The organism is Paucibacter hankyongi (genome assembly GCF_037482915.1).
GTDB classification, from domain to species: domain Bacteria; phylum Pseudomonadota; class Gammaproteobacteria; order Burkholderiales; family Burkholderiaceae_C; genus Paucibacter_A; species Paucibacter_A hankyongi.
Window position 1 is genome coordinate 1 of sequence record NZ_JBBHJX010000006.1, and the last position, 23,493, is coordinate 23,493.

Annotated in this window: 23 protein-coding genes; 14 read left to right on the forward strand and 9 right to left on the reverse strand. The window is 64.5% G+C overall.

Translation table 11 applies throughout. The annotated features are described in order from the left end of the window. Positions 1 to 294: 294 nt before the first annotated feature. Together WG899_RS10870 and WG899_RS10875 are read right to left on the reverse strand one after the other, a co-directional pair. Complete coding sequence (locus tag WG899_RS10870) at positions 295 to 627, reverse strand: darcynin family protein (RefSeq protein WP_339595665.1); 333 nt, start codon at positions 625 to 627, stop codon at positions 295 to 297. 10 nt (positions 628 to 637) lie between these two features. Then, on the reverse strand, positions 638 to 1,408 hold the full coding sequence (locus WG899_RS10875) for an SDR family oxidoreductase (RefSeq protein WP_339595666.1): 771 nt from the start codon (positions 1,406 to 1,408) through the stop codon (positions 638 to 640). A 28-nt stretch (positions 1,409 to 1,436) separates the two neighbouring features. Between WG899_RS10875 and WG899_RS10880 the strand changes: the two genes are divergently transcribed. Further along, entirely contained in the window at positions 1,437 to 2,051 is a 615-nt protein-coding gene (locus WG899_RS10880) for a Crp/Fnr family transcriptional regulator (protein ID WP_339595667.1), read from the forward strand. A 26-nt stretch (positions 2,052 to 2,077) separates the two neighbouring features. Here the strand turns inward: WG899_RS10880 and glpK are convergent, their stop codons facing one another. Next, entirely contained in the window at positions 2,078 to 3,571 is a 1,494-nt protein-coding gene (glpK, locus tag WG899_RS10885; RefSeq protein WP_339595668.1) for a glycerol kinase GlpK, read from the reverse strand. Between the two features lie 23 nt (positions 3,572 to 3,594). Between glpK and glpD the strand changes: the two genes are divergently transcribed. Together glpD and lepB are read left to right on the forward strand one after the other, a co-directional pair. Further along, a complete protein-coding gene (gene glpD / locus WG899_RS10890) occupies positions 3,595 to 5,148 on the forward strand; it encodes a glycerol-3-phosphate dehydrogenase (protein ID WP_339595669.1) in 1,554 nt (517 codons plus the stop codon). Positions 5,149 to 5,322: 174 nt separating this feature from the next. After that, positions 5,323 to 6,072: a signal peptidase I gene (gene lepB, locus WG899_RS10895; protein WP_339595670.1), complete on the forward strand. Its 750-nt coding sequence runs from the start codon at positions 5,323 to 5,325 to the stop codon at positions 6,070 to 6,072. A 45-nt stretch (positions 6,073 to 6,117) separates the two neighbouring features. On the opposite strand, the gene WG899_RS10900 is transcribed toward lepB, so the two are convergent. Further along, positions 6,118 to 6,867: a hypothetical protein gene (locus WG899_RS10900; RefSeq protein WP_339595671.1), complete on the reverse strand. Its 750-nt coding sequence runs from the start codon at positions 6,865 to 6,867 to the stop codon at positions 6,118 to 6,120. Positions 6,868 to 6,927: 60 nt separating this feature from the next. Continuing rightward, the gene (locus tag WG899_RS10905) at positions 6,928 to 7,338 is read right to left on the reverse strand and encodes a cupin domain-containing protein (protein ID WP_339595672.1); all 411 of its coding nucleotides are present in this window, start codon (positions 7,336 to 7,338) and stop codon (positions 6,928 to 6,930) included. Between the two features lie 349 nt (positions 7,339 to 7,687). Here WG899_RS10905 and WG899_RS10910 point away from each other — a divergent pair, with 349 nt between their 5' ends. Continuing rightward, positions 7,688 to 9,814, forward strand: coding sequence for a TonB-dependent receptor plug domain-containing protein (locus WG899_RS10910; RefSeq protein WP_339595673.1), 2,127 nt, complete (start codon positions 7,688 to 7,690; stop codon positions 9,812 to 9,814). A gap of 78 nt (positions 9,815 to 9,892) precedes the next feature. Here WG899_RS10910 and WG899_RS10915 read toward each other — a convergent pair whose 3' ends face one another. Together WG899_RS10915 and WG899_RS10920 are read right to left on the reverse strand one after the other, a co-directional pair. Next, on the reverse strand, positions 9,893 to 10,504 hold the full coding sequence (locus WG899_RS10915) for an urease accessory protein UreE (protein ID WP_339595674.1): 612 nt from the start codon (positions 10,502 to 10,504) through the stop codon (positions 9,893 to 9,895). A gap of 63 nt (positions 10,505 to 10,567) precedes the next feature. Then, on the reverse strand, positions 10,568 to 11,587 hold the full coding sequence (locus tag WG899_RS10920; RefSeq protein ID WP_339595675.1) for an alpha/beta hydrolase: 1,020 nt from the start codon (positions 11,585 to 11,587) through the stop codon (positions 10,568 to 10,570). Between the two features lie 46 nt (positions 11,588 to 11,633). Between WG899_RS10920 and WG899_RS10925 the strand changes: the two genes are divergently transcribed. Together WG899_RS10925 and WG899_RS10930 are read left to right on the forward strand one after the other, a co-directional pair. Next, positions 11,634 to 12,134: an ABC transporter ATP-binding protein gene (locus tag WG899_RS10925; protein WP_339595676.1), complete on the forward strand. Its 501-nt coding sequence runs from the start codon at positions 11,634 to 11,636 to the stop codon at positions 12,132 to 12,134. 168 nt (positions 12,135 to 12,302) lie between these two features. Continuing rightward, on the forward strand, positions 12,303 to 13,574 hold the full coding sequence (locus WG899_RS10930) for a Glu/Leu/Phe/Val family dehydrogenase (protein ID WP_339595677.1): 1,272 nt from the start codon (positions 12,303 to 12,305) through the stop codon (positions 13,572 to 13,574). 111 nt (positions 13,575 to 13,685) lie between these two features. Here WG899_RS10930 and WG899_RS10935 read toward each other — a convergent pair whose 3' ends face one another. Then, entirely contained in the window at positions 13,686 to 14,471 is a 786-nt protein-coding gene (locus WG899_RS10935; RefSeq protein WP_339595678.1) for a substrate-binding periplasmic protein, read from the reverse strand. Positions 14,472 to 14,589: 118 nt separating this feature from the next. Here WG899_RS10935 and WG899_RS10940 point away from each other — a divergent pair, with 118 nt between their 5' ends. The 5 genes from WG899_RS10940 to WG899_RS10960 all read left to right on the forward strand — a co-directional run bounded on the left by WG899_RS10940 (position 14,590) and on the right by WG899_RS10960 (position 20,265). Continuing rightward, on the forward strand, positions 14,590 to 15,579 hold the full coding sequence (locus WG899_RS10940; protein WP_339595679.1) for a KpsF/GutQ family sugar-phosphate isomerase: 990 nt from the start codon (positions 14,590 to 14,592) through the stop codon (positions 15,577 to 15,579). Beyond that, entirely contained in the window at positions 15,579 to 16,157 is a 579-nt protein-coding gene (locus WG899_RS10945; protein WP_339595680.1) for a KdsC family phosphatase, read from the forward strand. The genes WG899_RS10940 and WG899_RS10945 overlap by 1 nt, the downstream gene beginning before the upstream one ends. Beyond that, positions 16,157 to 16,849, forward strand: coding sequence for an LPS export ABC transporter periplasmic protein LptC (gene lptC / locus WG899_RS10950; RefSeq protein WP_339595681.1), 693 nt, complete (start codon positions 16,157 to 16,159; stop codon positions 16,847 to 16,849). Before WG899_RS10945 ends, lptC begins: the two co-directional genes overlap by 1 nt. Beyond that, on the forward strand, positions 16,846 to 17,619 hold the full coding sequence (locus WG899_RS10955; protein ID WP_339595682.1) for an SDR family oxidoreductase: 774 nt from the start codon (positions 16,846 to 16,848) through the stop codon (positions 17,617 to 17,619). The genes lptC and WG899_RS10955 overlap by 4 nt, the downstream gene beginning before the upstream one ends. 318 nt (positions 17,620 to 17,937) lie before the next feature. Next, positions 17,938 to 20,265 (forward strand): carbohydrate binding family 9 domain-containing protein, encoded by a 2,328-nt coding sequence (locus WG899_RS10960; protein WP_339595683.1) that lies wholly within the window; start codon positions 17,938 to 17,940, stop codon positions 20,263 to 20,265. A gap of 80 nt (positions 20,266 to 20,345) precedes the next feature. On the opposite strand, the gene rbp is transcribed toward WG899_RS10960, so the two are convergent. After that, the gene (rbp, locus tag WG899_RS10965) at positions 20,346 to 20,834 is read right to left on the reverse strand and encodes an RNA-binding regulator (protein ID WP_339595684.1); all 489 of its coding nucleotides are present in this window, start codon (positions 20,832 to 20,834) and stop codon (positions 20,346 to 20,348) included. Between the two features lie 255 nt (positions 20,835 to 21,089). On the opposite strand from rbp, the gene WG899_RS10970 reads away from it, so the two are divergent. The 3 genes from WG899_RS10970 to WG899_RS10980 are packed head-to-tail and all read left to right on the forward strand — an operon-like array spanning position 21,090 to position 23,493. Beyond that, the gene (locus WG899_RS10970; RefSeq protein WP_339595685.1) at positions 21,090 to 22,010 is read left to right on the forward strand and encodes a hypothetical protein; all 921 of its coding nucleotides are present in this window, start codon (positions 21,090 to 21,092) and stop codon (positions 22,008 to 22,010) included. Beyond that, positions 22,007 to 22,804: a helical backbone metal receptor gene (locus WG899_RS10975; protein ID WP_339595686.1), complete on the forward strand. Its 798-nt coding sequence runs from the start codon at positions 22,007 to 22,009 to the stop codon at positions 22,802 to 22,804. Before WG899_RS10970 ends, WG899_RS10975 begins: the two co-directional genes overlap by 4 nt. 47 nt (positions 22,805 to 22,851) lie before the next feature. Continuing rightward, positions 22,852 to 23,493, forward strand: a complete 642-nt coding sequence (locus WG899_RS10980) for a MarC family protein (RefSeq protein WP_339595687.1) — start codon at positions 22,852 to 22,854, stop codon at positions 23,491 to 23,493.

Below are 23,493 nucleotides of genomic sequence, written 5' to 3' on the forward strand. Positions count from 1 at the left end.
CTCGCGTCGCAAAGCCCCCAAGCGTCCCGATCTAGTGCGGCCCTGCGACTTCGATGCGGACGCACGTCGGTGGAACTGCCGAGTGGCGTCGGGGGGTGTGGTTCCGCGAGGTAAAGGCGGAGCCGGCGCCTGCAAGGCGACGGCGGGGGACAGGAGCGGAATCACACCCCCCGGCGGCGCGCGGCACCCGCCTATACGCACAAGACCGCAAAGTGCCGCTGGTTGCCTTCATGCGTCAAAAACAAAACGCCAGTGTGAGGTTCGAGCGCATCGCCTTGCCGCCCCATGTTCGGACTATCCGGCTTTGAGCTGTTCGGCTTCATAGGCCCGGTAGCCATCCTCCCAGGCTGGCACGATGTGCCGCACTTTGAAGTAGGGCTCGGTGTAAATGGAGGTGTCGCGCAGCGCCTCAATGAAAAAGTGCAAGCGCTTGGCATCAGGCACTTCCAGCATCAAGACATCGCTGCAGACGGCGGAATAGGCTTCGGCATCGAAGTGGCGCAGGCGCAGGCCGGGGTGCTGGGGCAGCAAGGCCAAGACCTCGGTTTCGAAAATGCGTGCACGTTCCGAGCGGGTCAGGCGCAGCCAGGCTGGCAGGGCGTCCACCAGCAAAAAGCAGTGATTCATCAGAGGTCTCCTAGCGTAAGAAAAAACTTTGGATGCTGTGTGGGGCCAGACGCAAAAGCCAAGGCAGGGCGCGCGCTGGGCCGACCCAAATCCGTTCAGGCAAGCGCGAGCGTGAAAGAAGCTGACTCAGCAGCGCTTGGGCCACGGCATCCGGGTTTAGCTTGCGGCGGCCGCGCCCGGTCGTCATGGGCGTGTCGACCAGCGGTGGGATCAGTTCCAGCACCCACACCCCGCTGTCTCGCAATTGCGCACGCAGGCTTTGTGCAAAGGCATGCAGGCCTGCCTTGCTGGCGTTGTAGGTGGCGGCGCGGCGTTTCGGTGCGAACGCCAAGGCACTGCTAACGAGCACCACCCTAGCACTGGGCTGGGCGAGCAGATCCGGCAGTAGCGCGCGGCTCAGCTCTATCGGCGCGGCCAGATTGACCCGCAGTTCTTCGCCGATAGCGGCTGCGTTGTAGCCGCTGTCGGACATCAGCACATCGTGTTGGATACCGGCGCAATGGATCAGGCCAGACAACTGCGGCCACCGTTGGACGCAGGACAAGGCTTGCTCGGCCAGTCGCTCGGTGTCGGCCAGATCGACGATCTGGATGCCCACAATGCCTGCGTGCTGGGCTTGCAGTTCCGCCAAACGATCGGCATTGCGCCCCCAGGCGATGACCTGCTGGCCGGCGGCCGCCAGTTGCAGGGCGATGGCGCGGCCGATGCCGGAGCTGGCACCGGTCACCAACCAAAGCCGGCCCTCGGTGGTTTGACTTGCTCTTGCTGTGTTTGAATGCATGGCCTCACTGTAGAAACCACCGGGCCGCATGTCGTTTACAAAAGATAAGTCGAACGAGCCAAGCACTTCCGCCGCATTGCGCTTGCTGCAAGCTTTGGCCCAAGGCTCTTCGTCGGAACCTTTGCCCGAGGCGGAAGCGCTCAGCCTCAGCCGCATCCGCCTGGCACCGGGCGAAACGCTGTTTGAGGCCGAGGTGGCCCAGCCTTATGTTTATGTGGTGGAGCGTGGCCTGCTGAAGCTGCACTACCTGCTGGCCGATGGCGAGGAATGGATCAAGTCCTTCAGCCAGACGGGTATGTTTCTGGGCAGCTTGAGTGCCTTGGAGCCTGGCGGGCGCAGCAGTTTTGCGGTCACGGCGCTGGAAGCCAGCGTGGTCGAGCGCATCGACTTTAGGCAGCTGGAAGCGCTGGCCGCGCGTCACCCAGCCTGGTTATGGGCCTTGTACCGGGCCATGCAAAGATTGGCGGTGCTGAAGGAAGAACGCGAGCGCGTCTTGCTGACCCTGACGCCGCCACAGCGTTACGCCGAATTTCTACGGGAAGACGCCTCGCTGGCCGAGCGCATCCCGCTGAAGGACCTGGCGCGCTACCTGGGCATCACGCCGGTCAGCCTCAGCCGCATTCGAGCCCGTGCCAGAACCTGATGTTCATCAGGCTGAGCTCAGGGCCGTCAAACCGCGCACGCTTGCCGAACCGCGTGTTCCCACTGACTCATCAGCGCCAAAGCGCGTTCACGCGGCAAGGTTGGGCGGAACACCCGCTCGGCCTGCCAATGCCCGGCCAGTTCGTTCACGTCGCTGTAAAGGCCGCTGGACAGGCCGGCCAGATAGGCGGCACCCAAGGCCGTGGTCTCGATCACCTTGGGGCGCAGCACCGGGATGCCCAGCAGATCGGCCTGGAACTGCATCAAGAGGTTGTTGACACAGGCGCCGCCGTCCACGCGCAGCTCACTCACCGGCGCGCCGCCGGCGGCCACGGCATCGCGGCTCATGGCTTGCAGCAGCGCGGCGCTTTGAAAAGCGATGCTCTCCAGCGCTGCTCGTGCAATATGCGCCACGCTGGAACCGCGCGTGAGGCCGACAATGGCACCGCGCGCATCGGCATTCCAATAGGGCGCGCCCAGGCCGGTGAAGGCGGGCACGAACATCACGCCGCCGGCATCCGGCACGCTTTCGGCCAAGGCTTGAACCTCGGCGCTGCCCTTGATGGCTTGCAGGCCATCACGCAACCACTGCACCACCGCGCCGCCGATGAAGACGCTGCCCTCCAGTGCAAACTCCGGCGTGGCCGTGGCTTGCGCGGCGCTGGTGGTGATCAAGCCATTGGCCGAACGCTGGAACTGCGAGCCGGTGTGCATCAGCATGAAGCAGCCGGTGCCATAGGTGTTCTTGGCCATGCCCGGCTTGAAGCAGGCTTGGCCAAACAGCGCGGCTTGTTGATCGCCGGCGATGCCGCCAATCAGGATCTCGCCGCCCAGGTGCTCGGCCGTAACCCGACCAAAGCGGTGCGCCGAGGGGTAGACCTCGGGCAGCACCGAGCGCGGAATGTCCAGCGCGGCCAGCAAGTCATCGTCCCAGCTATTGCTGTGCACATTGAAGAGCAGGGTGCGCGAGGCATTGCTGACATCGGTGGCGTGCACCGCGCCGTTGGTGAGTTGCCAGACCAGCCAGGTGTCTATGGTGCCAAAAGCCAGCTCTCCGCGTGCGGCCTGCGCACGCGCGTTGGGCACCTGGTCGAGCAGCCATTTCAGCTTGCTGCCGGAAAAATAGGCGTCGATCACCAGGCCAGTTTTCTGCTGCACCAAGGGCCCCAGACCCTGCTCTCGCAGCGCCGCGCAAGTGGGCTCGGCGCGCCGGTCTTGCCAGACGATGGCATGGTGCAGCGGCAGGCCGGTCTTGCGGTTCCATAGCACTGTGGTTTCGCGCTGATTGGTGATGCCCAGGGCGCGGATGTCGGCGGCCTTCAGGCCGGCCTTGCGCAGCGCTTCGCGGGCGGTGTCCAGCTGGCTGGCCCAGATCTCCATCGCGTCGTGTTCGACCCAGCCGGGCTGCGGATAGATCTGCTTGAACTCGCGCTGCGCCATGGCCACGATTTGGCCCTTCGCATCAAAGACGATGGCCCGTGAACTGGAGGTGCCTTGGTCGAGTGCCAACAAATAGCGCATCGGTCTTGCCTTAGAGTAGCGTGATGGATCATTTTGACGTACTGGTGGTGGGTGGTGGGATCAATGGCGCGGGCATTGCACGCGATTTGGCAGGGCGCGGCTGGCAGGTGCTGCTGGCCGAGGCCTCGGACTTCGCCGCCCACACCTCTTCCAGCAGCACCAAGCTGATTCACGGCGGCTTGCGCTATCTGGAGTACTACGAGTTTTCGCTGGTGCGCAAGGCGCTGCAAGAGCGCGAGGTGCTGCTCAAGAGCGCCCCCCACATCATGTGGCCGCTGCGCTTTGTGATGCCGCATGACGAGGCCATGCGGCCCAGCTGGTTGATCCGCATGGGCCTGTTTCTTTACGACCATCTGGCGCGCCGCGAGGTCTTGCCTGGTTCCAAGGGCGTGAACCTGCGCGCTTCCGTGTTGGGCGAGCCGCTGAAGACCCAGTACCGGCGCGGTTTTGTCTATTCCGATGGCTGGGTGGACGACGCCCGCCTGGTGCTCTTGAACGCCCTCGATGCCAAAGCCAAGGGGGCCGAGTTGCTGACCCGCAGCCCGGTCACTCAGGTGCAGCGCGACGCCGAGGGCTGGACCGCCCGCATCCAAACGCCGCAAGGCGAGCGCCAGGTGCGCGCCCGCGCCCTGGTCAATGCGGCCGGCCCTTGGGCCGAGTCCTTTTTGCGCCAGGTGGCCCAGCCGGCGCGGGGTGAGGCCTTGGCGACCAAGAGTCTGCGCCTGGTCAAGGGCAGCCACATCATCGTCAAGCGCTGCTTCACGCATGACCATGCCTACATCTTCCAAAACCCCGACAAGCGCATCATCTTCGCCATTCCCTACGAGGGCCACTACACCCTGATCGGCACCACCGATGTGGAGTTGCCGCCCGATGCGCTGGCCGGCTTTGCCAAGGCCAGCATCGATGAGCAAGAGATTGCTTATCTGTGCGAGCAGGCCAGCCGTTACTTCGTCAAGCCGGTGCTGCCCAGCGAGGTGGTGTGGAGCTATGCCGGCGTGCGGCCGCTGCTCGACGATGCCTCCGGCGACCCCTCGGCCGTGACGCGCGACTATCTGCTGGAAACTCATACCGACGGTGCGCCGCTGCTGAGCGTCTGGGGCGGCAAGATCACCACCTTCCGCAAGTTGGCGGAAGACGCGGCAGACTTGGTGGGCCAGATGCTGGGCGACGCGCGCAAGCCTTGGACCGAGTGCACGCCGCTGCCTGGCGGTGATTTGCAAGCCTGGATAGGCGCGCCCAAGCCCGGCGCAGCGGCTGACCCGGCCGGGGACTTCGAGCGATTGGTGGCCGCTGTACAAGCGCGTTATGCCTATTTGCCGGCGCCGCTGGCGCGCCGCTTGTCGCGGGCCTATGGTGCGCGGGTGGACCGTGTGTTGGGCGCAGCCAGCCGCCTGAGTGACTTGGGCCAGGAAGTCGCGCCGGGTCTTTACGCCATGGAGCTGCGCTATCTGCAGCGTGAAGAATGGGCCTGCAGCGCCGATGACGTTTTGTGGCGCCGCTCCAAGCTGGGCCTGCACTACACACCGGCCGAGCGCCAGCAGGTGGCGGCTTGGTTTCATCAAAACCCTGTTTGACGCTGTCCAGTCTTCTGCGACCCCGGCTTGGTGTCACCCAAGCCGCCATTCATCTCAGCCGACCCGCCATTCACCGCAAGGCCCTGGCTTGAGCACCAAGCCTTGGCCAGACTTCACTCTGAAGCCGGCACCTCTTGTGCCGGCCACAGACCCAGCAGCGGGAGTGAATGCATCATGACGAATGGAAAGTCTCAAACTTCGGCCCTCAAGACCTGGGGCGGCGCATGGCTGCGCGAGAACCGTGGGCTGATTCTTTTCGTACTGTGCTTCGGGGTGTTCCGAACCGCCGTGGCCGATTGGAACCCGGTGCCCACCGGCTCGATGCGGCCCAGCATCTTGGAAGGCGATGTGGTGCTGGTGAACCGCCTGGCCTATGACGCCAAGCTGCCGCTCAGCGATATCAGCCTGGCGCCGCTGGGCGAGCCGCAGCGCGGCGATGTGGTGGTGTTTGCCTCGCCCAAGAATGGGACGCGTTTGATCAAGCGCCTGGTCGGCCTGCCCGGCGATGAGGTCGAGTTGCGCGGCAATGCCTTGTTCATCAACGGTGAAGCGGCGGCCTACAGCGACTTTGCCGCCAGCACCGAAACCGTCGGCGCCGGCTTTGTGGTCGCGGCCAAGCGAGCGACAGAAACCGTGGCCGGCCACAGCCGCCGCGTGCAAGTGATGCGTGGCTTTGGCGATCTGTCGTCAGCGCCCCAAGCGATGGAGCAGGACGCCGGCGAGCGACACTTCGGCCCGGTGCGCGTGCCCGAGGGCCATTACTTCATGCTGGGCGACAACCGTGACAACAGCGAAGACTCGCGCTTCATTGGCCCGGTGCCACGCCGCTTGCTGGCCGGTCGCGCCCATCACATCCTGGTCTCGGCCGACATCACCGACCATTGGCAGCCGCGCTGGGAGCGCTGGGTGGCGGCGCTGCGCTGAGCTGAACAAGGGCCGAACAGCGGCCCAATATGCGCGGCGGGCGGCTCAGCTGCGGGCACTGCCGCCCGTGCTGTGCTGTTGGCCAAGACGCCGTTGTTGCACGCTGGCCGTGGTCTCCTGCAACTGATCGGCATAGACCCGGACGGCGGTCCGCAAGGCGGTATTTTCAAGCTGCAGCGCTTCTAGCTGCGGCTGCAAATGCGCGGCGCTGACGCCTTGGGCGGCCCCTGCCTTGCCTTCTGCTGGACTTGGACGCTGTGCCTTCGAGTCGGATGCTTGGTCAGCCGTGCCGAGCGTGCCCAGGCCAATGAGTGCCAGCAATTGCACGCCGATGAAAGCCAGCCACAGCGGATGCGCGGCGATCAAGGCCTCCACCCGCCCTTGCACCTGGCTACTCAGCGAAGGCGGGATGCCGGTGGCGGCCAGTGTCCAATGCCAGCGCGTCCCGGCCGTCGCCATCACGGTGACCGCATTCGCGCCGAGCTGGGTGGACTGCTCCTTCAGTGCAAGCGGAGCCGGCTCATCCGGCCCCCAGGTGAAGATTTGAAACCGTCCATCACGGTTGAGTGCCTGGATGTCCTCGCGCGCAGCCTTCTGGTCCAGGAACTCTTGCAGCGCATCCGGCTTGCTCGCGTTCTCATGACCCTGGACCAGCGCTCTCGCCTTCTCTATCGAAGCTTGAATCGGGTCGACCGGGACGTGCTGGGCCCCGCTGGAGTGCAGCCCGTAGAGGCTTGTCGTCAGTAACAAGAGGGCGTACACCCAGGCGAGGCGCTTGCTGAGGCGAGTGTGCATGATGAGTGTGTATGGCGGATTAGGCGGCCGGAAGAACTGGATGCGACAGCTCAGCTCAGCTCAAGGCGCCGGCGCCGAGGCCGGCGATGCGAGGGGCTGGCCCTTCTCGACGACGTAGACGCCGACCAGCTTGGCGGGCACCGTCCCTTCGTTTTTGGCGCTGTGCACCACGCCTGCGGGAATGACGAAGGCCTCGCCGGTCGAGATCGTCCGCGGCGCTTGCCCCGCCAGCAGCAAGGTGGCGCGGCCCTCCGTCACATAACTGATTTCATCGCCGGGATGGGTGTGCCAGGGCGCCGAGCCGCCGGGCGCTACTTCAACGCGGGCCACCACGGCCTCCCGATTGGGCACCGACACATCCGCTTTGGTGACGATGGTGCGCGTCAAGCCCGGCGCCTGCGCCACAAGCAGGCCGCTGAGTGAGGTCAAGGCCAGGCCGGCGGCGGCCCATTTCAAGGTCGATGTGCGCATGGGAATGTCCTTTTCCAAAGGGGCTGCGATTGAATGAACGCCGAGCGACTGTATCGAAGCTGTGTGGCCTCTGCATGCTCGTTTGCCCCGGCCTGTTTTTTTGTCGCCGCCCAGCTTGACGAAGGCAGCGAGGCTCTCGAGGAGTCTGACATAGCCCGAAAGAGCCTAAAAGAACCTGACTTTTGGCACGCCTGACTTTTGATTTTGGGGGCGTGCGGTGCAACTCTGGGGTGCAGATTTTGCGACTCCGTCGGTCGCGCCCATGGCGGCCCATGCTGGCTGCGAGACTGCGCTCCGATTGCGCCGAATGGGCTCGCCCGATCGGCTTCGACAACAAAAGAGGGATTTGATGAATAGCAGTACAACGCACCGCGCCCCGCGGCTGGAAAGATTTCAAGCCGCTGGCAGGCAAGACCTGACCCTGAAGGGCATGCGTCCTCGGCCCCTATTGCTCGCCTTGGCAGCGATCTGGGGCATGAGCCTGTCTTCGCTGAGTCTGGCGCAAGACAAGCCGGCCGCCGAGGCGGCTGCGCCTGCGGCCAGTGCCGCGGTGCCAGCCAGCGAGGGTGCGGCGCAGAAGCTGGCGCCGGTGCAGGTCAACTCGAATCGCCAGCCGGCCAGCAAGTTCGTTCTCAGTGGCGAGGAATTGAGCCGCGTGCCCGGCACCGGCGGTGATCCGATCCGCGCGCTGCAAAGCCTGCCTGGCGTGGTGTCGACCAGCGACAGCAATGCCGCGCCGGCGATCCGTGGCTCGCGCCCCGAGGACAACAGCTACTACATCGACTTCCTGCCGGTCGGCTATGTCTATCACCTGGGTGGCTACGTCAGCACCGTGCACAGCGATCTGGTCAAGCAGTTTGACCTCTACACCGGCGCCTTCGGCCCGGAATTTGATGATGTGCATGGCGGCGTGGTCGACATCACGTTGCGCAAGCCGCGCAATGACCGCCTCGGTGGCCAACTCAATGTGGGCTTGCTCGGGGCCAATGTGTTGGTTGAAGGGCCGGTGGCGCAGAACCAGAGTTTTTACTTTGCCGCCAAGCGCAGCTATATCGATCTGATTGTGCGCAAGGACCAAACCGATAAAGACAGCGGCGTGGTCTACAGCATGCCCACCTTCGGCGACTATCAGGCCAAGTATCTGTGGAAGCTCGACGCCAGCAATGAGCTGACCTTCCACGCGACCGGCGCGGCCGACAAGCTCAAGTTGTTCCGTCCGGCCGACAGCGATGTGGCCGTGCATGAGCCAGCGCTGGCCGGCACCTCGCGCGCTAATTTGTCCAGCAACACCCAGGCGGTGGTCTGGGATTCGGTGCTCAATCCGCGGATCAGCAACAAGCTGGCTGTGGGCCATATGGACTACAAGAATCAATCACAGGCCGGTGTGGCCGCCAATGTTGACTTGAAGCAGGACAGCTATTTCCTGCGCGACCAGTTGCGCCTGCGTTTGGGCGACGACCATGACGTGACGGTGGGCGCGGTAGCCTTCGTCAACCAGCTCAAGCTCGGTCTGAATCTGCTCGATGCCCGCTGCACCGAGTTTGATCCGCAGTGCGATCTGAGCAGCGCGCCGCGCAAGGAGTTGTATGACGATCTGTCGATCAAATACGGCAACCTTTACCTGAAGGACCGCTGGCAGCTGAGCAATGATCTGGCCGCCACCGTCGGCGTCCATTACACCCGCGATGGCTATTTGAAGCGCAACTACACCGAGCCCCGCCTGGGTCTGGAGTGGCGCGCGCTGAAGGACACGGTCATCAACGCCGGCTGGGGTAAGCACAACGAGTTCCCCGATGGCATCCAGGTCTTGAAGGAGTTCGGCAACCCGAAACTCGGCCATGTGCAGGCGCAGCACTCGGTGCTGGGTGTGACGCAGCGGCTGGCGGACGGCTGGTCGCTGAAGGCCGAGGTCTATCAGAAGCAATTTGAGAACTTTGTGATCGGCGACCCGGCGTTGAATTACGTCAACGGCGGCAGCGGCACGGCTAAGGGGCTGGAGTTGTTTGTCAAGAAGGACTTGACGGACAAGATCTCGGGCTGGTTGTCGGTCAGCCTGGCCGAGACGCGACGCAAGAACGAGCAGACCGGCAAGGAGTTCAAGTTCGAGTACGACCAACCGGTGGTCATCAATCTGGTCGGCAGCTACAAATACTCCGACAAGTGGAGCTATGGCGCCAAGTGGAGTTATCACAGCGGTAACTTGACCACGCCGGTGCTGGGCGCCACTCGCGATGCCAGCGGCCGCCTGCGGCCGGTCTATGGCGAGCTGAACTCGGAGCGCCTGCCGGCCTATCACCGCCTCGACCTGCGCGCCGATTGGCAATACTCCAAGCGTGCCAGCTACTACTTTGAGCTGAACAATGCCTATGGCCGCGAGAACGTCGGCGGCTATGAGTACTCGGCCGACTACAGCAAGCGCAAGGTGGTGTCGGAACTGGGCCTGATGCCGAACGTCGGCTTCGAATACAAGTTCTGAGGCCCCACGCCCGAGCCCAAAAACAGCAAAGCCGCCGCGGTGCATTCAGCGCCGCGGCGGCTTTTTAGCGTTCAAGCCTCAATGGTCGTGCTTGCAGCCGGGGCCATGCACATGGCCGCTGTGGTCGTGCCCATGGTCATGGGCGTGGCCATGGGAATGACCGTGCGAGTGATCATGTGAATGGTCATGGCCGCAGCCGGGGCCGTGCACATGCTCTTGCTGATGCGCCAGCACCTCGGGCAACTGGCTCAGCAGTGCCGGCGGGTCGAAAGGGGCTTCCAGCGGCGCCAGGGCAAAGTCTTGGCGCTCCAGCCACTGCGCCAGTTGGGCGTCACCGGGGACGCGCAGATGGTCCGCATGCGCTTCCATATGCACATGCATCTCGCCCAGTTGGTGGGCCAGGCGCAGCAGTTCGCCCAAGCCTTGCTGGGCCGAGCAGCGCACCAGCAGTAGCGGTTCGGCCACGGCCTCGACGCGCATCAGCGAGCCGTCCTCGGCCACCAGCACATCGCCGCCACGCAGCGTGGTTCCGGCGGGCAGGCGCAGGCCCAGTTCATGGCCCTCGCCGTCGCTGAGGTTGGCTTCGTGATGCTGGCGGGCCGCAAAGGGCAGGGACAGAACGCCGGCGCGCTTCAGCAGCACCGGGGCCAGGCCGGCGCCCTGGGGCAGCAGTTTGTTGATGATCAGCATGAGGTGCTGCGCCCGCATATGGGGCGCCCGGTGAGGTGGAGATGGGTCAGGACTTTACGGCATTCACCGCTGAGCCGCTGCCGGGGCGGCGCTGATCGTCGTGCAGACCCCGGTCGCCCAGGGGCGGCCTTCCGGGCCCGACAGGCGCGGCGGCAGCACGCCGATCAAGCCCCGCAGCGCCTCGGTGTAGCTCGCCTTGGCCTCGGTGTGCAGGCCGCTGTGCGTGCCCCCAGGCACCTCGACCCAGCAGACGTCGGGCCGGGCCGCATCGCGCAGGCGGCGGCCCAGTTCAACCGGCACCAGCTTGTCCGCCTGGCCATGCATGATCAGCAGCGGCGCGTCGACGCGGGCGATACGGTCGATCGACTCGAATTTCAGCGAGGTGATGGCCGCACCAATGCGACCCAGCGTGCCGGCCGAGGCCGCCACATCGGGCATGCGGGTGAAGGTGGACTCCAGCACCAGACCGCCATAGTCGAGGCTTCGGTGCAGGCCACTGGCCAGGCTGACGGCGGCCGCCCCGCCCATCGAGTGGCCAAAGATGACGCGCTTGCTGGGGTCGGGCTGGCGCTTCACCAACTCGGCCCAGGCCTGGGCCACGTCGGCGTTGATGCTGGCCTCGGAGGGGATGATGGCCGTGCTGTCGCCCCAGCCGCGGTAGTCCACCGCCAGCACCGCAAAGCCGGCGGCGCGCACCGCCTCAATCTTGGGCAGGTTCTCGTACAGATTGCGCAAGGTGCCGTGCAGATAGAGCAGGGTTGGCGCGGCCGGGTCCGGGTGCGGCAGCCACCACAGGGCCAGTTGCCCGGCGCCGCTGCCTGGGCTGGCTGCATCGCCCGTGGCGGTGACCGGGATCAGATAGCGCTGGTCGCCGGGGTGCAGGCCGGCCGTGTCGTCGGCATAGGCGGCCGGGCGGCCGGGTGAGGGCCGCAGCACCAACTCGCGCTCCTTCGCGCCCAACCAGGCACAGCCGCTCATGGCCAGCGTCAGGGCCACGGTCAGCGCTACCGTCGGTGCCATCCGGCGGTACTTGGCGGGGTGCCCAACAAGGCCGTCATGCGTATCGGCGAGAATTCGCGCCATGAAATTTCTACCCCGACCTTTGTCCATGCGAAAAATCCGAACTGGCATGCTGAGCTCTTTCTTGTTCATGGGGCTGGCGCTGGCCGCGTGCCCAGGCCGGGCCTCAGCCTCGGAAATGACCGAAGCCCTGGATGACAACCATGGCCATTGGCGCATTGCGGTCTCGCCCTACACCTTGCATTTTCACCCCAGCCCCGAGCATCGCTATGTTTGGGCCGTGGGCGTGGAGCGTCAGCAGCACAACGACTGGCTGGCGGGCGCGTCCTTCTTCAGCAATTCCTTTGGCCAGGAGAGCGGCTTTGTCTATGTGGGCAAGCGCTACACCGGGCTGATGGAGTCCTATCCGCGTCTGTATGCGCAGTGGTCGGCCGGGGTTCTTTATGGCTACCGAGGTGAGTTCAAGGACAAGGTCCCCTTCAACTACCGCGGCTTCTCGCCCGGTTTGCTGGTGGGCCTGGGCTGGACCTTTGACAACAAGATGGCGGCACAAGTGAATATGTTGGGCGATGCCGGCCTGATGCTGAAGCTCACCTACGACTGGAACTGAGTCACGCAGGACAGGGCCGGATAGGGCTGGAAAGGGCCCGACAGGGCTGCTTTGCAGGGTTATGCGCAAGCCGCATAGCGGCATGTAGACAAGGCTTGGCTTTTGGGGGCGAGCGGTATCGAAGTCGCGATACCGTTCGGGCCACCAAAAGTTACGGAGCATTACCAAATGTCCAACCTGTCCTTTGTTTCGCCCACGCGCAACAGTCCCTGGGGAACCTACCTGTCCCAGATCGACGCCGTTGAACCTTACCTGGGTCATCTGGCGCGCTGGGTCGAAACGCTGCGCCGCCCCAAGCGCGCGCTGATCGTCGATGTGCCGATCGAGCTCGACAACGGCACCATCGCTCACTATGAAGGCTATCGCGTCCAGCACAGCCTGACCCGTGGGCCGGGCAAGGGCGGCGTGCGCTACCACCCCGATGTGACGCTGGAAGAAGTGATGGCCCTGTCGGCCTGGATGACGATCAAGAACGCGGCCGTCAACCTGCCTTACGGCGGCGCCAAGGGCGGCATCCGCCTCGATCCCAAGCAGCTTTCGCAAAAAGAACTGGAAAAAGTTACACGCCGGTACACCAGCGAAATCGGCATCATCATCGGCCCGCAGCAGGACATTCCGGCGCCTGACGTCAACACCAATGGCCAGATCATGGCCTGGATGATGGACACCTACTCGATGAACGTCGGCGCCACCGCCACCGGCGTCGTCACCGGCAAGCCCATCGCTTTGGGCGGTTCGCTGGGCCGTGTGCAAGCCACCGGCCGTGGGGTGTTCGTGATCGGTCGCGAAGCGATGCGCCGTCTGGGCATCGAGATGGAAGGCGCCCGCATTGCCGTGCAGGGTTTCGGTAACGTCGGCTCCATCGCCGCCAAGCTGTTCGCGGCCAGCGGCGCGCGCATCGTCTGCGTGCAAGACCACACCGGCACCATCCTGAACGAGCGCGGTTTTGATATGCAAAACCTGCTCGACCATGTAGCCAAGACCGGCGGCGTGGGTGGCTTCTCTGGCGGCGACAAGATCGCCAATGAAGACTTCTGGAAGGTCAAGAGCGATGTCTTGATCCCGGCTGCGCTGGAAGGCCAGATCAGCAAAGAGCGCGCCGAAGGCCTGCAGACCCGCCTGGTGCTGGAAGGCGCCAACGGCCCGACCACGCCCGACGGCGACGCCGTGCTGGCCGATCGCGGCATCGTGGTGGTGCCGGACGTGATCGCCAACTCGGGCGGCGTGACCGTGTCCTACTTCGAGTGGGTGCAAGACTTCAGCAGCTTCTTCTGGACCGAGGACGAGATCAATGTCCGCCTGGACAAGATCATCACCGGCGCCTTCAAGCACATCTGGGATGTGTCGGAGCAGCACCGCATCAGCCTGCGCACGGCCGCTTTCGTGGTGGCTTGCACCCGCGTGCTGGAAGCTCGCGAAGAGCGTGGTTTGTATCCTTGATGCCGTCACCTGATGTACCCACTTGATGTCTAAGGGCACTCAGGTAAAAACGAAAGGCCACCCTCGGGTGGCCTTTTTCATGCGGGCTAGAGCGCCATGGCGAGCGGATCTTCAGGAGTGCTTGCAGGCCGCGGCCGGCAGGGCATAGGGCTTCAGCAGCGCCGCGGTGCGGCCGCTGCTGCACAAGCTGGACAGGGCAGCGTCGAACGCTCGCGCATCCTCGGCCGAAACACGGGTGCGGTTCAGACCGAAGGCGTAACTGAACTGCTTGACGGTGCCGGCTGCTTGCAGGCCGGGCAGTTTCTCGGCGTGAATCAGATGCAGGCCGACCGCTTCGTTGATCAGAATCAGCCCTTGCGGGCCATAGCGGCCGGCGGCGAGTTTGCGCAGCACGGTAACGTTGTCGTACTCCAGCACTTTTTGGACCTCGGCCACGCCGTCGATCAGTTGGTCCAGCACGTAAGAGGTGCCGGAGGGACCGTAGACGCCAATGGTTCGGCCCTTCAGCTCCTGCCGGTCGCCTTCAAAGCGGAAGTCCGCGCCCGCCTGCGCGAACAGGCTGTAGCGCGCATCGATCACCGGCACGCTGATGTGGAAGAAGCTGCGTCGCTCGGGGGTGTCCAGAATTGTGAAGATGCCGTCGACCTCGCCCTTCTGGGCTAACCTCAGCGCCCGACGCCATGGCAAGACCTCGATCTTGCAGCTGCGTTTGAGTTGCGTACACACCGCCTCCAGCACGTCGACCATGGGGCCGGCGGCTCTGCCCTTGCTTTCATAGGTGTAAGGCGGAAAAGGCTCGGTGACAAAGTGCAAAGAAGCGCTGTCAGCGGCAAGCGCTGGCGCCACGCCGAATCCGGCCAGCATCCAGACAAGCAGACCCGAGATCCTGCTGCGCATCGACACCCTCTCCCTCTTATTAGAAAGCGAAAGCAGCATAGCAGGCGCTCCCAGTGCTTCAGGGGCCGAGAAGGCCTTGGGGCCTGCTTGAACAGCCCCCCTCGATATACTTCCCGCCATGACGCAAGTTCCCACATTCGATGCCGCGCGCGCGGTCACCGCAGCACGCAAGGCGCTGGCCATCGAGGCGCAAGCCCTGACCGATCTTGGCCCTCGCCTGGGCGATGCCTTTGCGCAAGCGGTGCAAGCGGTCTTGAACTGCAGCGGCCGGGTCGCCGTGATGGGCATGGGCAAGAGCGGCCATGTGGGGCGCAAGATTGTGGCCACCCTGGCTTCGACCGGCACCCCGGCCTTGTTTGTGCATCCGGGTGAAGCCAGCCATGGCGACCTGGGCATGGTGACCTCCAAGGACGTGGTGCTGGCGCTGTCGAACTCGGGTGAAAGTGATGAATTGAATGTGGTGCTGCCGGTGCTCAAGCGCCTGGGCGTCACCATCGTGGCGATGACAGGCCGGGCCGAATCGAGCTTGGCGCGCCATGCCACCATCGTGCTGGACAGTGCCGTGGCCGAGGAGGCTTGCCCCTTGAACCTGGCGCCCACCGCCAGCACCACCGCGCAGATGGCGCTGGGTGATGCGCTGGCTGTGGCGCTGCTGGATGCGCGTGGCTTCAAGCCCGAAGACTTTGCACGCTCGCACCCTGGCGGTGCCTTGGGCCGCAAGCTGCTGACCCATGTGCGTGACTTGATGCGCGCCGGCGATGATTTGCCCCGCGTGAAGGCAGACACGCCCTTCACCGAAATGATGCGCGAGATGTCGGCCAAGGCCTTGGGCGTGGCCATTGTTGTCGATGCCGAGGACAAAATCGCCGGCATCTTCACCGACGGCGACCTGCGTCGCCTGGTTGAAAAGGGTCAGGACTTGCGCAGCCTGAGCGCCGCCGATGTGGCCTCGAAAAGCCCGCGTACCGTGTCGGCCGATGCCTTGGCGGTGGACGCCGCCGACCTGATGGAATTGGCCCGCATCACGGTGGTGCTGGTGGTGGATGCCGAACGGCGTTTGCTCGGTGCCATCACCATCAATGATTTGATGCGCGCGAAGGTGATCTGATGCAGCCAGCTTTGCGATTTGCCCCTGAGTTGTTGCTGCTGGCGCAGGGCGGCGGCCTGGGCCTGAAGGCGGCGATCTTCGATGTCGATGGTGTGTTGACCGATGGCCGCATTTATATCGGCGAGCAGGGCGAGAGCTTCAAGGCCTTCTCGACGCTCGATGGTCATGGCCTGAAACTGCTCGCCCAGGGCGGCATCACGCCCATCATCATCACCGGGCGCGATTCTCCGGCGGTGCGCCGTCGGGTCGCCGATCTGGGCCTGCGCCATGCGGTCTACGGCGCCAAGGACAAATACGCTGTGGCGCAACCCTTGCTGGATCAACTGGGTCTGCAGTGGGGCCAGGTGGCGGCGATGGGCGATGACTGGCCCGATCTGCCCTTGATGACGCGCGCCGGCTTTGCCTGCGCCCCGGCGCAAGCGCATGCCGAGGTCAAGGCGGTGGCGCATTACGTCACCCAGGCCGCGGGTGGCCATGGCGCCGCGCGCGAATGCTGCGACCTGATGCTGCAGGCCTGTGGCCGTTATGCCAGCTTGTTGAACGGCCATTTGGACACCCTCGACGGGGGCGCGCCCTGATGGTCAAACGGGCGCCGCTGGCGCCACCACCGGCCGGATCGGGCGCTCGCCCCGCCCAGCCTTGGGTGTGGCGACTGCAGTCGCTGCTGTTCGCCTACCTGCCGCTGCTGTGCATGGCCTTGCTGGCCGGTGGCACCTGGTGGTTGGTGAAAAACACGCCCAAGCCGGAAGGGGAGTCTGAAGTGCTGGCGCCACGCCACGAGCCCGATTACCAGATGAAGCAGTTCGACCTGCAGCGCATTGGCAGCAATGGCCAGTTGCGAGCCCATATTGCGGGCGCCGAGCTGCGCCACTACCCCGACACCGACACGATGGAGATCGACGGTATTCGCCTGCGCAGCTATGGCAGTGATGGCGGGCTGATGGTGGCCACCGCCAATCGCGCCATCAGCAATGGCGACGCCAGCGAGATTCAATTGCTGGGCGCTGTGCATGTGCAGCGTTATGAGGTGTTGGCGCCGGGTCAGGCCTTGCAGGCGCACCCCAAGCTGGAAGTCAGTGGCGAGTTTTTGCAGGCCTTTGTCAACACCGAGACGCTGCGTTCGCATCTGCCGGTGCAGGTTCGGCATGCGGGAGGCGAGATGCAGGTGCAGAACTTCGAGTTCAACCGTTTGAGTGCGCAACTGCACTTCACGGGGCGCAGCAGTGCGCGCTTTGAGCCGCCGGGTGTCGGCAAGGGATCGCGGCCATGAGCGGCCTGGTCTTTTTGACCGGCGCTTCCAGCGGCATCGGCCAGGCCTTGGCGTTGCGCTACTACCGGGCCGGTTGGCGGCTGGCCTTGGTGGCCCGGCGGACGGCCGAGATGCAGGCTTGGGCGGAGCGTGAGGGCTTGAGCCCGGAGCGCTGGCGCATTTATGCGGCCGATGTCAGCGATATGGCCGAGATCACGGCGGCCGGATGCGACTGCATCGCCAGCCAAGGCTTGCCCGATGTGGTGATCGCCAATGCCGGCATCAGCGTCGGCATCGACAGCGCGATCCATGAAGATCTGGCGGTGATGCAGCGGGTCTACGCCACCAACAACCTCGGCATGGCCGCCACTTTCCAGCCCTTCATCACGCCGATGCTCGAGCGCGGCAATGGCGCCTTGGTCGGCATTGCCAGCGTGGCGGGCATTCGCGGCCTGCCGGGCCATGCCGCCTATTGCTCCAGCAAGGCGGCGGTGATCAGCTACTGCGAAAGCCTGCGCGGCGAGTGCCGACCTTACGGCGTCAAAGTGGTGACGATTGCGCCGGGCTATGTGGACACGCCCTTGACCCGCGAGAACCGCTATCGCATGCCCTTTTTGATGCGGCCGGAGGACTTTGCCGAGCGGGCCTTCAAGGCCATCTCGGCCGGCGTGAGCTTCCGCGTCATTCCCTGGCAGATGGGGGTGGTGGCGCGGCTCTTGCGTCTATTGCCTAACGCGCTGTTTGATCGTCTACTGGCCGGGCGCCCGCGCAAACACCGGCAGGGCGAATAGAGGCTTGGGCCGGCATTGGCCCTGCATAGGTCCGGCATTTGCCCGCCGTTTTGACTCGCCGTTCGCCTCGGCTACACTGCGAGCGAAATTCTGCCGAGGCACCCCGTGCCCGCCAAGGAGGCCCTCATGATCAAGGTTCTGCATCCCTGCTAGCGATACAGCCATGACTGCCGAGCGTCGAGCTCTGCAGTCGCCCGATGCTTTGTCGACCCTTCGCCGTGCCGCGTGTTTTTGCCGCCGCATGTTTGCCTGATCTGCACACCCAGTCCTTGTTCGGCGTCGCCGAATCGTGGTCGTTTGTGCCCTTGTTGTGCCCGCATGAAATCGATTCTTTTTGGCCTTGCCCTGGCCTGGGGTTTGGCGCCTGCCACTGCCGCCGCTGCTTCTGTGATGGCTAGCGGCATCGAGGCGCTGCGCCTGAAGCCGGCCGATGCCACCCCCGTCATTGACGGCAAGCTGGACGAGCCGGCCTGGCAACGCGCCCCCTTGTTTGATCGCTTTGTTCAGTTCTTGCCCGAAGACAAGCAGCCCGCGCGCTGGCGCACCACGGTGCAGATCCTGGTGCAGGAGGATGCTTTGGTGTTTGGCATTCGGGCCTATGACCCCGCGCCCGAACTGATCCGCGCCCCCTTGTCACGCCGGGACAAGGTCATGCGCGATCAGGACTTTGTCTCGGTGCTGCTGGACCCGGTGGGTCAGCGTCGCTCGGCGCAGTTTGTGCGCATCAGCGCCGCCGGGGTGCTGGCCGACGGTTTGTTCAGCGCCGATGACGACAGCGAAGACTTTGCGCCGGACTTCGATCTGCAGGCCGCGGTGCAGTTACTGCCCGATGGGTATAGCGTTGAACTGCGTTGGCCGCTGGCCGCGCTGCGCTTTCCCTATGCCGATGGCGCGCCCTGGCGCTTGATGGTGACACGCAGCATTCCGCGCGAGGCCAGCACCTTGCTGGTCAGCGCGCCGCTGACCAAGGATGCGCTCAGCTTCATTGCCGAACTGCAGCCGCTGGAGGGCTTGGGTGACTTGGTCGAGCAGGTGCGCGAGCGCTCCTTTTTGAACATCCGGCCCGAGTTGACGCTGCGCAGGGAGCATGAGTCCGACCCTACCGGCTCGCGTCGCCAGCGCGAACTGGCATTGGGGTTGGAGATGAAATGGCGGCCGCGCGCCGATTGGGTCATTGACGCGACCCTGAATCCCGACTTCTCGCAGGTGGAGTTGGACACGCCGCAGTTGGCCGGCAACACCCGCTTCGCCTTGAGCGTGCAGGAGAAGCGCGCCTTCTTTCTAGAGAGCACCGATGTGGTCGGGCAAAGTCAGTCCGAGCAGAATGAACAGCAGCAAAGCTTGGCGGCCTTTTATTCCCGCGCCATCACCGATCCGGATTGGGGCCTGCGCGCCACCTGGCGGGGCGCCACGGCCGAGGCCACGCTGCTGAGCCTGCGCGATGCCGGCGGCGGAGAGATTCGACGCCCGAGCGCCTATGCGACCCAGAGCTATGCGCAGCAGGGGCGATCGCAGGCCAGTTTTGCGCGTGGCCGGATGCAGCTGGCGCCTTGGGATCAGCCCTTAGGGTTGGCCTTGCTGGCCTCTCAGCGTGACTATGGCGGCAAGGGCGTCAACCAAGTCATCGGCAGCGACTTTGCCTTGCCGCTGGGCGCATCCGATTTGCTGCGCGGTCATTGGCTGGCGTCCAGCACCACGGCCGGTTTTGACGCCACGGGGCAGGCTCAGCGCATTCAGGCTGAGTCCGGTCACAAGCTCTGGCTGGAGTGGCGCCGTCGCAGCGAGGACTGGAATAACAGCGCTCAATTCGAAGAGGTCGCGCCGCGTTTTGCCAATGACAACGGCTTTGTCAGCCAGTCCGGCTTGCGCCGGGCCACGCTGAATTTGCATCGCCGCCTGCCCGCGCAGACGCTGTCGCCGCTGGGCGACTGGTCCAGCTTTCAAGCCCATGAGTTCGAGTTGCAGCTCCATCTGATGCAATCGCAGACCTTGGCCGATGCGCAACTCGGCGTGGCAGCCGGCGAAGTGATTGAGCGGAAGCTACATCCCGGTTTCTGGCTGGCGGCGGCCCGCAACAGCGGAGTTTGGGGTTTTCTGGGCTTGGATCAACAGCGCGCCAAAACTGGCGGACTGCTGCATACGCCGCGCACCTTGAATCTGGGCTTTGAGTCCAACCCGAATGCCTGGTTGACCTTTGTGTCGGCCGAAGCGAGTTGGGGCCAGCGCCTTGATGTGGAAGCAGATCGTCTGGGGCGTGGCGCCAATCTCTTGCTGCAGGCCAAGATGCGCAGCCCCCTGCCTTGGGGCTGGTGGCTGGAGTTGGAGCAGCAGCTGGGGCAGAGCTTTGTGGACCAACCGTCCGGTCGGCGCAGCTTTACCGAGCGCAATGCGCAGACGCTGGCGGTGCTGCACCTCAGCGCGCGGGATTCCTTGCGCGCCATTGCACAAGGGACATGGGTGCAGCGCCAGGCCGAGCCGGGCTTGTCGGCCGTGGATGACAGTTCACGCCATCTGTCCCTGGTCTTCCAGCACCGCATCGGCCTTTCGCGCATGCTCAGCCTGGGACTGGTCTCGGCGCGTGAGCGGCCCATGGACCGGCACAACACCGAGCTGTTTGCCAAACTCGGTTTGACCTTTCAGCCCTGAGCTGCCAAGCAAAGCGCCGCGGCCATGAAAAAAAAAGGCGCCCAAGGGCGCCTTTCTTTCGCTGTGCGAGGGAGGGCTAATTAATAGCCGCCGCCACCCGAACGGCCGCCGCCGCCGAAGCCGCCGCCACCGGAACGGCCACCACCGCCACCGTAGCCGCCGCCACCGGAACGGCCGCCACCAGCGCCGCCGCCGTAACCGCCGCCGCCACCACCACCGTAGCCGCCACCACCGCCGCCGCCGTAGCCGCCGCCACCCGAACGACCGCCGCCGAAGCCGCCGCCACCCGAACGACCGCCGCCGAAGCCGCCTGGACGCTCTTCACGAGGACGAGCCTCGTTCACCACGATGGCGCGACCGTCGAGGTCTTGGCCGTTCATGCCGTTGATGGCCGACTGTGCTTCTGCATCAGTGCCCATTTCCACAAAGCCGAAGCCCTTGGAACGGCCAGTGTCACGATCCATCATGACCTTTGCAGAGGTCACTTGACCGAATTGCGAGAACGCTTCATGCAGCGATTCGTCGCGCACGCTATAGGCAAGATTGCCGACGTAAAGCTTGTTTCCCATGGGGAAGCCCTTTCAAATACCAAAAAAACCATGTGGAGCTTCAACCCATCCTGAACCATTCAAGCGAAGGTGCGGCTTCCATACACAGGTAAACGATTATGGGCGATGGGTCTAGCCTCGCCCACCGCAAGGGGGATAAATGTTGTTTTTTAGCAGATAGAAAAAACCCTAGCGTTCGAAACGTGCGAACTGCGGATGTTTCGGGGGCTGGCGCAGCAAATTTGGCCCCGGCAGGGGCTGGCTATGATGGCCGCCATGGCCCACAAACTCTCTCTTCACGCGCTCAATCGCGTGCTCGCCAGCCTTGATGCACCGCGTAACGGACAGGCTCTGTATGCACTTCTGAGTGCCTTTTGTCTGGCCGGTTTGATGTTGGCCTCGGCCGAATCAGCGCTGGCCAAGTCAGACAGCCTGTGGGGCGTGATCTGGGCCGGCCTGGGTTTCGTGGTCGCATTTCTGGGCGTCAACACCACCGGCTTGTTGTTGATGGATCAGGCCCGCGGCCGGCCGGTGCGCGATCTGGTCGATGCTTTTCATGATGCCCTGCGCGTTGCGCCAAGGGTGCTGCTGTGCCTGGCCCTGGTCTTGGGGGTCGGGGCTTGCTTGCTGGCCGGTTTGCTCTGCTTGATGTGGGCGGTCAAGCTGCCCTGGGTTGGCGCGCCCTTGTTTGCATTGCTTGTGCCTGTGGGTGTTGTGCTGCTGGGGGTGATGGCCTTCAGCGTCGCGCTGCTGGTGGGCCCTTTGACCGGGCCTTCGATGTGGGCGGGGCAAACGGTCAAAGGCTGTATCCGCCTGCTTTGGCGCCAGTTGCGCGATGGTCCTTTGGAGGCGGCGGCCTTGATGGGGGCGGTCTTCCTGGTCACCGGTCTGGTCAGCGCGGTGGTCAGTTTTGTCGTGCTCAGCGGCGGGCGGGCAATGGCCTTTTTGATGGTCTGGGCGGTTGGCATCGATGTGCCCGCCCAGCAATTGATGGCCGGTTTGTTCGGCTACGGCCTGCGCAGCCTGGGTGCGGCCGGCGCGCCGGTGGCGGCCACGCCGCTGGGCATGGCGACTTTGGTGGGCGGCGGCGTGGTGTTTGCCTTGGCCTTGGTGTTGCCGACGCTGGTGTACCTGCGCGCCTGCTGCGCTGTCTATTTGTCGCTGCAGGATGCGGCGTTCGAGGACGCGGCGCTTTGAAGACGCCCGCCGACGGCTTGCGCATCGCCAGCCTGGTGCCCAGCATCACCGAGTTGTTGGTGGCCTTGGGCCTGGGGCCATATCTGGTGGCCCGCACCGGCTTTTGCATCCATCCGGCCGAGGCCGTGGCGCATATTCCCAAGGTTGGCGGCACCAAGGATGTGAATCTTGACAAGTTGCGAGGCCTGGCGCCCAGCCATGTGATCGTCAATGTGGATGAAAACCGGCGCGAGACCTTCGAGGCGCTGCGCGAGTTTGTGCCCGAGGTCTTGGTGACTCACCCGCAAGGCCCGCAAGACAACCACGCCTTGTTGGCGCAGATGGGTCAGGCTTTTGCATCGGTCGCCGGCGTGGTGCAGCGCTGTGAAGAACTGAGGGCCGAATTGGACGCGGCCTTGCAGGCTTGCCGAAGCCAGGCTTGGCCGGAGCAGCGCGTGCTCTATCTGATCTGGCGCGAGCCTTGGATGACGGTGGCGCGCGATACCTATATCGCGCGCATGCTGGCCGAGGTCGGCTGGCAGACCTGGCCGGATCAGCTCGGCGGCGAAGCGGGCGCGGCGCGCTATCCACAGCTGCAGGGTGATGAGACCTGGCTGGCCGGCGTCGACCGAGTCCTGCTCAGCTCCGAGCCCTATCGATTCGACGCCCAGCACCTGTCATTGGCGCAGGCGCTTTGCCCGCAGGCCAAGGTCGAGTTGGTCGACGGTGAACTGCTCAGCTGGTACGGCCCGCGCGCGGCGCGTGGCCTGGACTATCTGCGTGCGCTGGCCGCTACTGCTGACGCTCATAGCTAGTAGCAACCCGGCCCACGCGGCGGCCTTGTCACCGCACAATGGCGAGCATGGATATCTACAAGCCTCTGGTCGCCCTGCTCGCCATCGTCAACCCGGTGGGGGTGGTGCCCTTCTTCATTCACTTCACCAGCGGACTGTCGCGGGCCGAGCGCAAGCACACGATTCTGGTCAGCGCATTTACCGCGTTTGTCGTCATCGCGGTCAGTTCGATCCTGGGCTTGAAGGTGATCGAGTTCTTTGGCATCTCGCTGGCTTCCTTTCAGGTCGGTGGCGGCACCTTGCTCTTGATCAGCTCCATCCAGATGCTCAATGCGCAGCCGGCCGAGTCGCGCAAGGAAGATCTCTCCGAGGGCGTTGACAAGGCCAGTGCCGGCGCCAGCATTGCCGTGGTGCCCTTGACCATCCCGCTGCTGACCGGGCCGGCCACCATCTCCACCATGGTGATTTACGCCGACAAGACCCGCCACTGGTGGGAGTTGGCGGTGCTGGTCGGCTATGGCGTGGTGGTGGGTCTGGTGACTTATGCGGTGTTTTCGATGGCCGGGCGCATCGCCCGCGCCCTGGGCCAGACCGGCATCAACATCATGACCCGCTTGATGGGCCTGATCTTGGCGGCGCTGGCGGTGGAACTGCTGGCGGACGGCCTGATCAAACTCTTCCCGGTGCTGGCTTCGCACATTGGCAATTGA

What these genes read in the sequence shown, in the direction of transcription:
- WG899_RS10870 (WP_339595665.1), bottom strand. Translation starts at nt 627, where the DNA reads ATGAATCACTGCTTTTTGCTGGTGGACGCCCTGCCAGCCTGGCTGCGC.
- WG899_RS10875 (WP_339595666.1), bottom strand. Translation starts at nt 1,408, where the DNA reads ATGCATTCAAACACAGCAAGAGCAAGTCAAACCACCGAGGGCCGGCTT.
- WG899_RS10880 (WP_339595667.1), top strand. Translation starts at nt 1,437, where the DNA reads ATGTCGTTTACAAAAGATAAGTCGAACGAGCCAAGCACTTCCGCCGCA.
- glpK (WP_339595668.1), bottom strand. Translation starts at nt 3,571, where the DNA reads ATGCGCTATTTGTTGGCACTCGACCAAGGCACCTCCAGTTCACGGGCC.
- glpD (WP_339595669.1), top strand. Translation starts at nt 3,595, where the DNA reads ATGGATCATTTTGACGTACTGGTGGTGGGTGGTGGGATCAATGGCGCG.
- lepB (WP_339595670.1), top strand. Translation starts at nt 5,323, where the DNA reads ATGACGAATGGAAAGTCTCAAACTTCGGCCCTCAAGACCTGGGGCGGC.
- WG899_RS10900 (WP_339595671.1), bottom strand. Translation starts at nt 6,867, where the DNA reads ATGCACACTCGCCTCAGCAAGCGCCTCGCCTGGGTGTACGCCCTCTTG.
- WG899_RS10905 (WP_339595672.1), bottom strand. Translation starts at nt 7,338, where the DNA reads ATGCGCACATCGACCTTGAAATGGGCCGCCGCCGGCCTGGCCTTGACC.
- WG899_RS10910 (WP_339595673.1), top strand. Translation starts at nt 7,688, where the DNA reads ATGAATAGCAGTACAACGCACCGCGCCCCGCGGCTGGAAAGATTTCAA.
- WG899_RS10915 (WP_339595674.1), bottom strand. Translation starts at nt 10,504, where the DNA reads ATGCTGATCATCAACAAACTGCTGCCCCAGGGCGCCGGCCTGGCCCCG.
- WG899_RS10920 (WP_339595675.1), bottom strand. Translation starts at nt 11,587, where the DNA reads ATGGCGCGAATTCTCGCCGATACGCATGACGGCCTTGTTGGGCACCCC.
- WG899_RS10925 (WP_339595676.1), top strand. Translation starts at nt 11,634, where the DNA reads ATGCTGAGCTCTTTCTTGTTCATGGGGCTGGCGCTGGCCGCGTGCCCA.
- WG899_RS10930 (WP_339595677.1), top strand. Translation starts at nt 12,303, where the DNA reads ATGTCCAACCTGTCCTTTGTTTCGCCCACGCGCAACAGTCCCTGGGGA.
- WG899_RS10935 (WP_339595678.1), bottom strand. Translation starts at nt 14,471, where the DNA reads ATGCGCAGCAGGATCTCGGGTCTGCTTGTCTGGATGCTGGCCGGATTC.
- WG899_RS10940 (WP_339595679.1), top strand. Translation starts at nt 14,590, where the DNA reads ATGACGCAAGTTCCCACATTCGATGCCGCGCGCGCGGTCACCGCAGCA.
- WG899_RS10945 (WP_339595680.1), top strand. Translation starts at nt 15,579, where the DNA reads ATGCAGCCAGCTTTGCGATTTGCCCCTGAGTTGTTGCTGCTGGCGCAG.
- lptC (WP_339595681.1), top strand. Translation starts at nt 16,157, where the DNA reads ATGGTCAAACGGGCGCCGCTGGCGCCACCACCGGCCGGATCGGGCGCT.
- WG899_RS10955 (WP_339595682.1), top strand. Translation starts at nt 16,846, where the DNA reads ATGAGCGGCCTGGTCTTTTTGACCGGCGCTTCCAGCGGCATCGGCCAG.
- WG899_RS10960 (WP_339595683.1), top strand. Translation starts at nt 17,938, where the DNA reads ATGAAATCGATTCTTTTTGGCCTTGCCCTGGCCTGGGGTTTGGCGCCT.
- rbp (WP_339595684.1), bottom strand. Translation starts at nt 20,834, where the DNA reads ATGGGAAACAAGCTTTACGTCGGCAATCTTGCCTATAGCGTGCGCGAC.
- WG899_RS10970 (WP_339595685.1), top strand. Translation starts at nt 21,090, where the DNA reads ATGGCCCACAAACTCTCTCTTCACGCGCTCAATCGCGTGCTCGCCAGC.
- WG899_RS10980 (WP_339595687.1), top strand. Translation starts at nt 22,852, where the DNA reads ATGGATATCTACAAGCCTCTGGTCGCCCTGCTCGCCATCGTCAACCCG.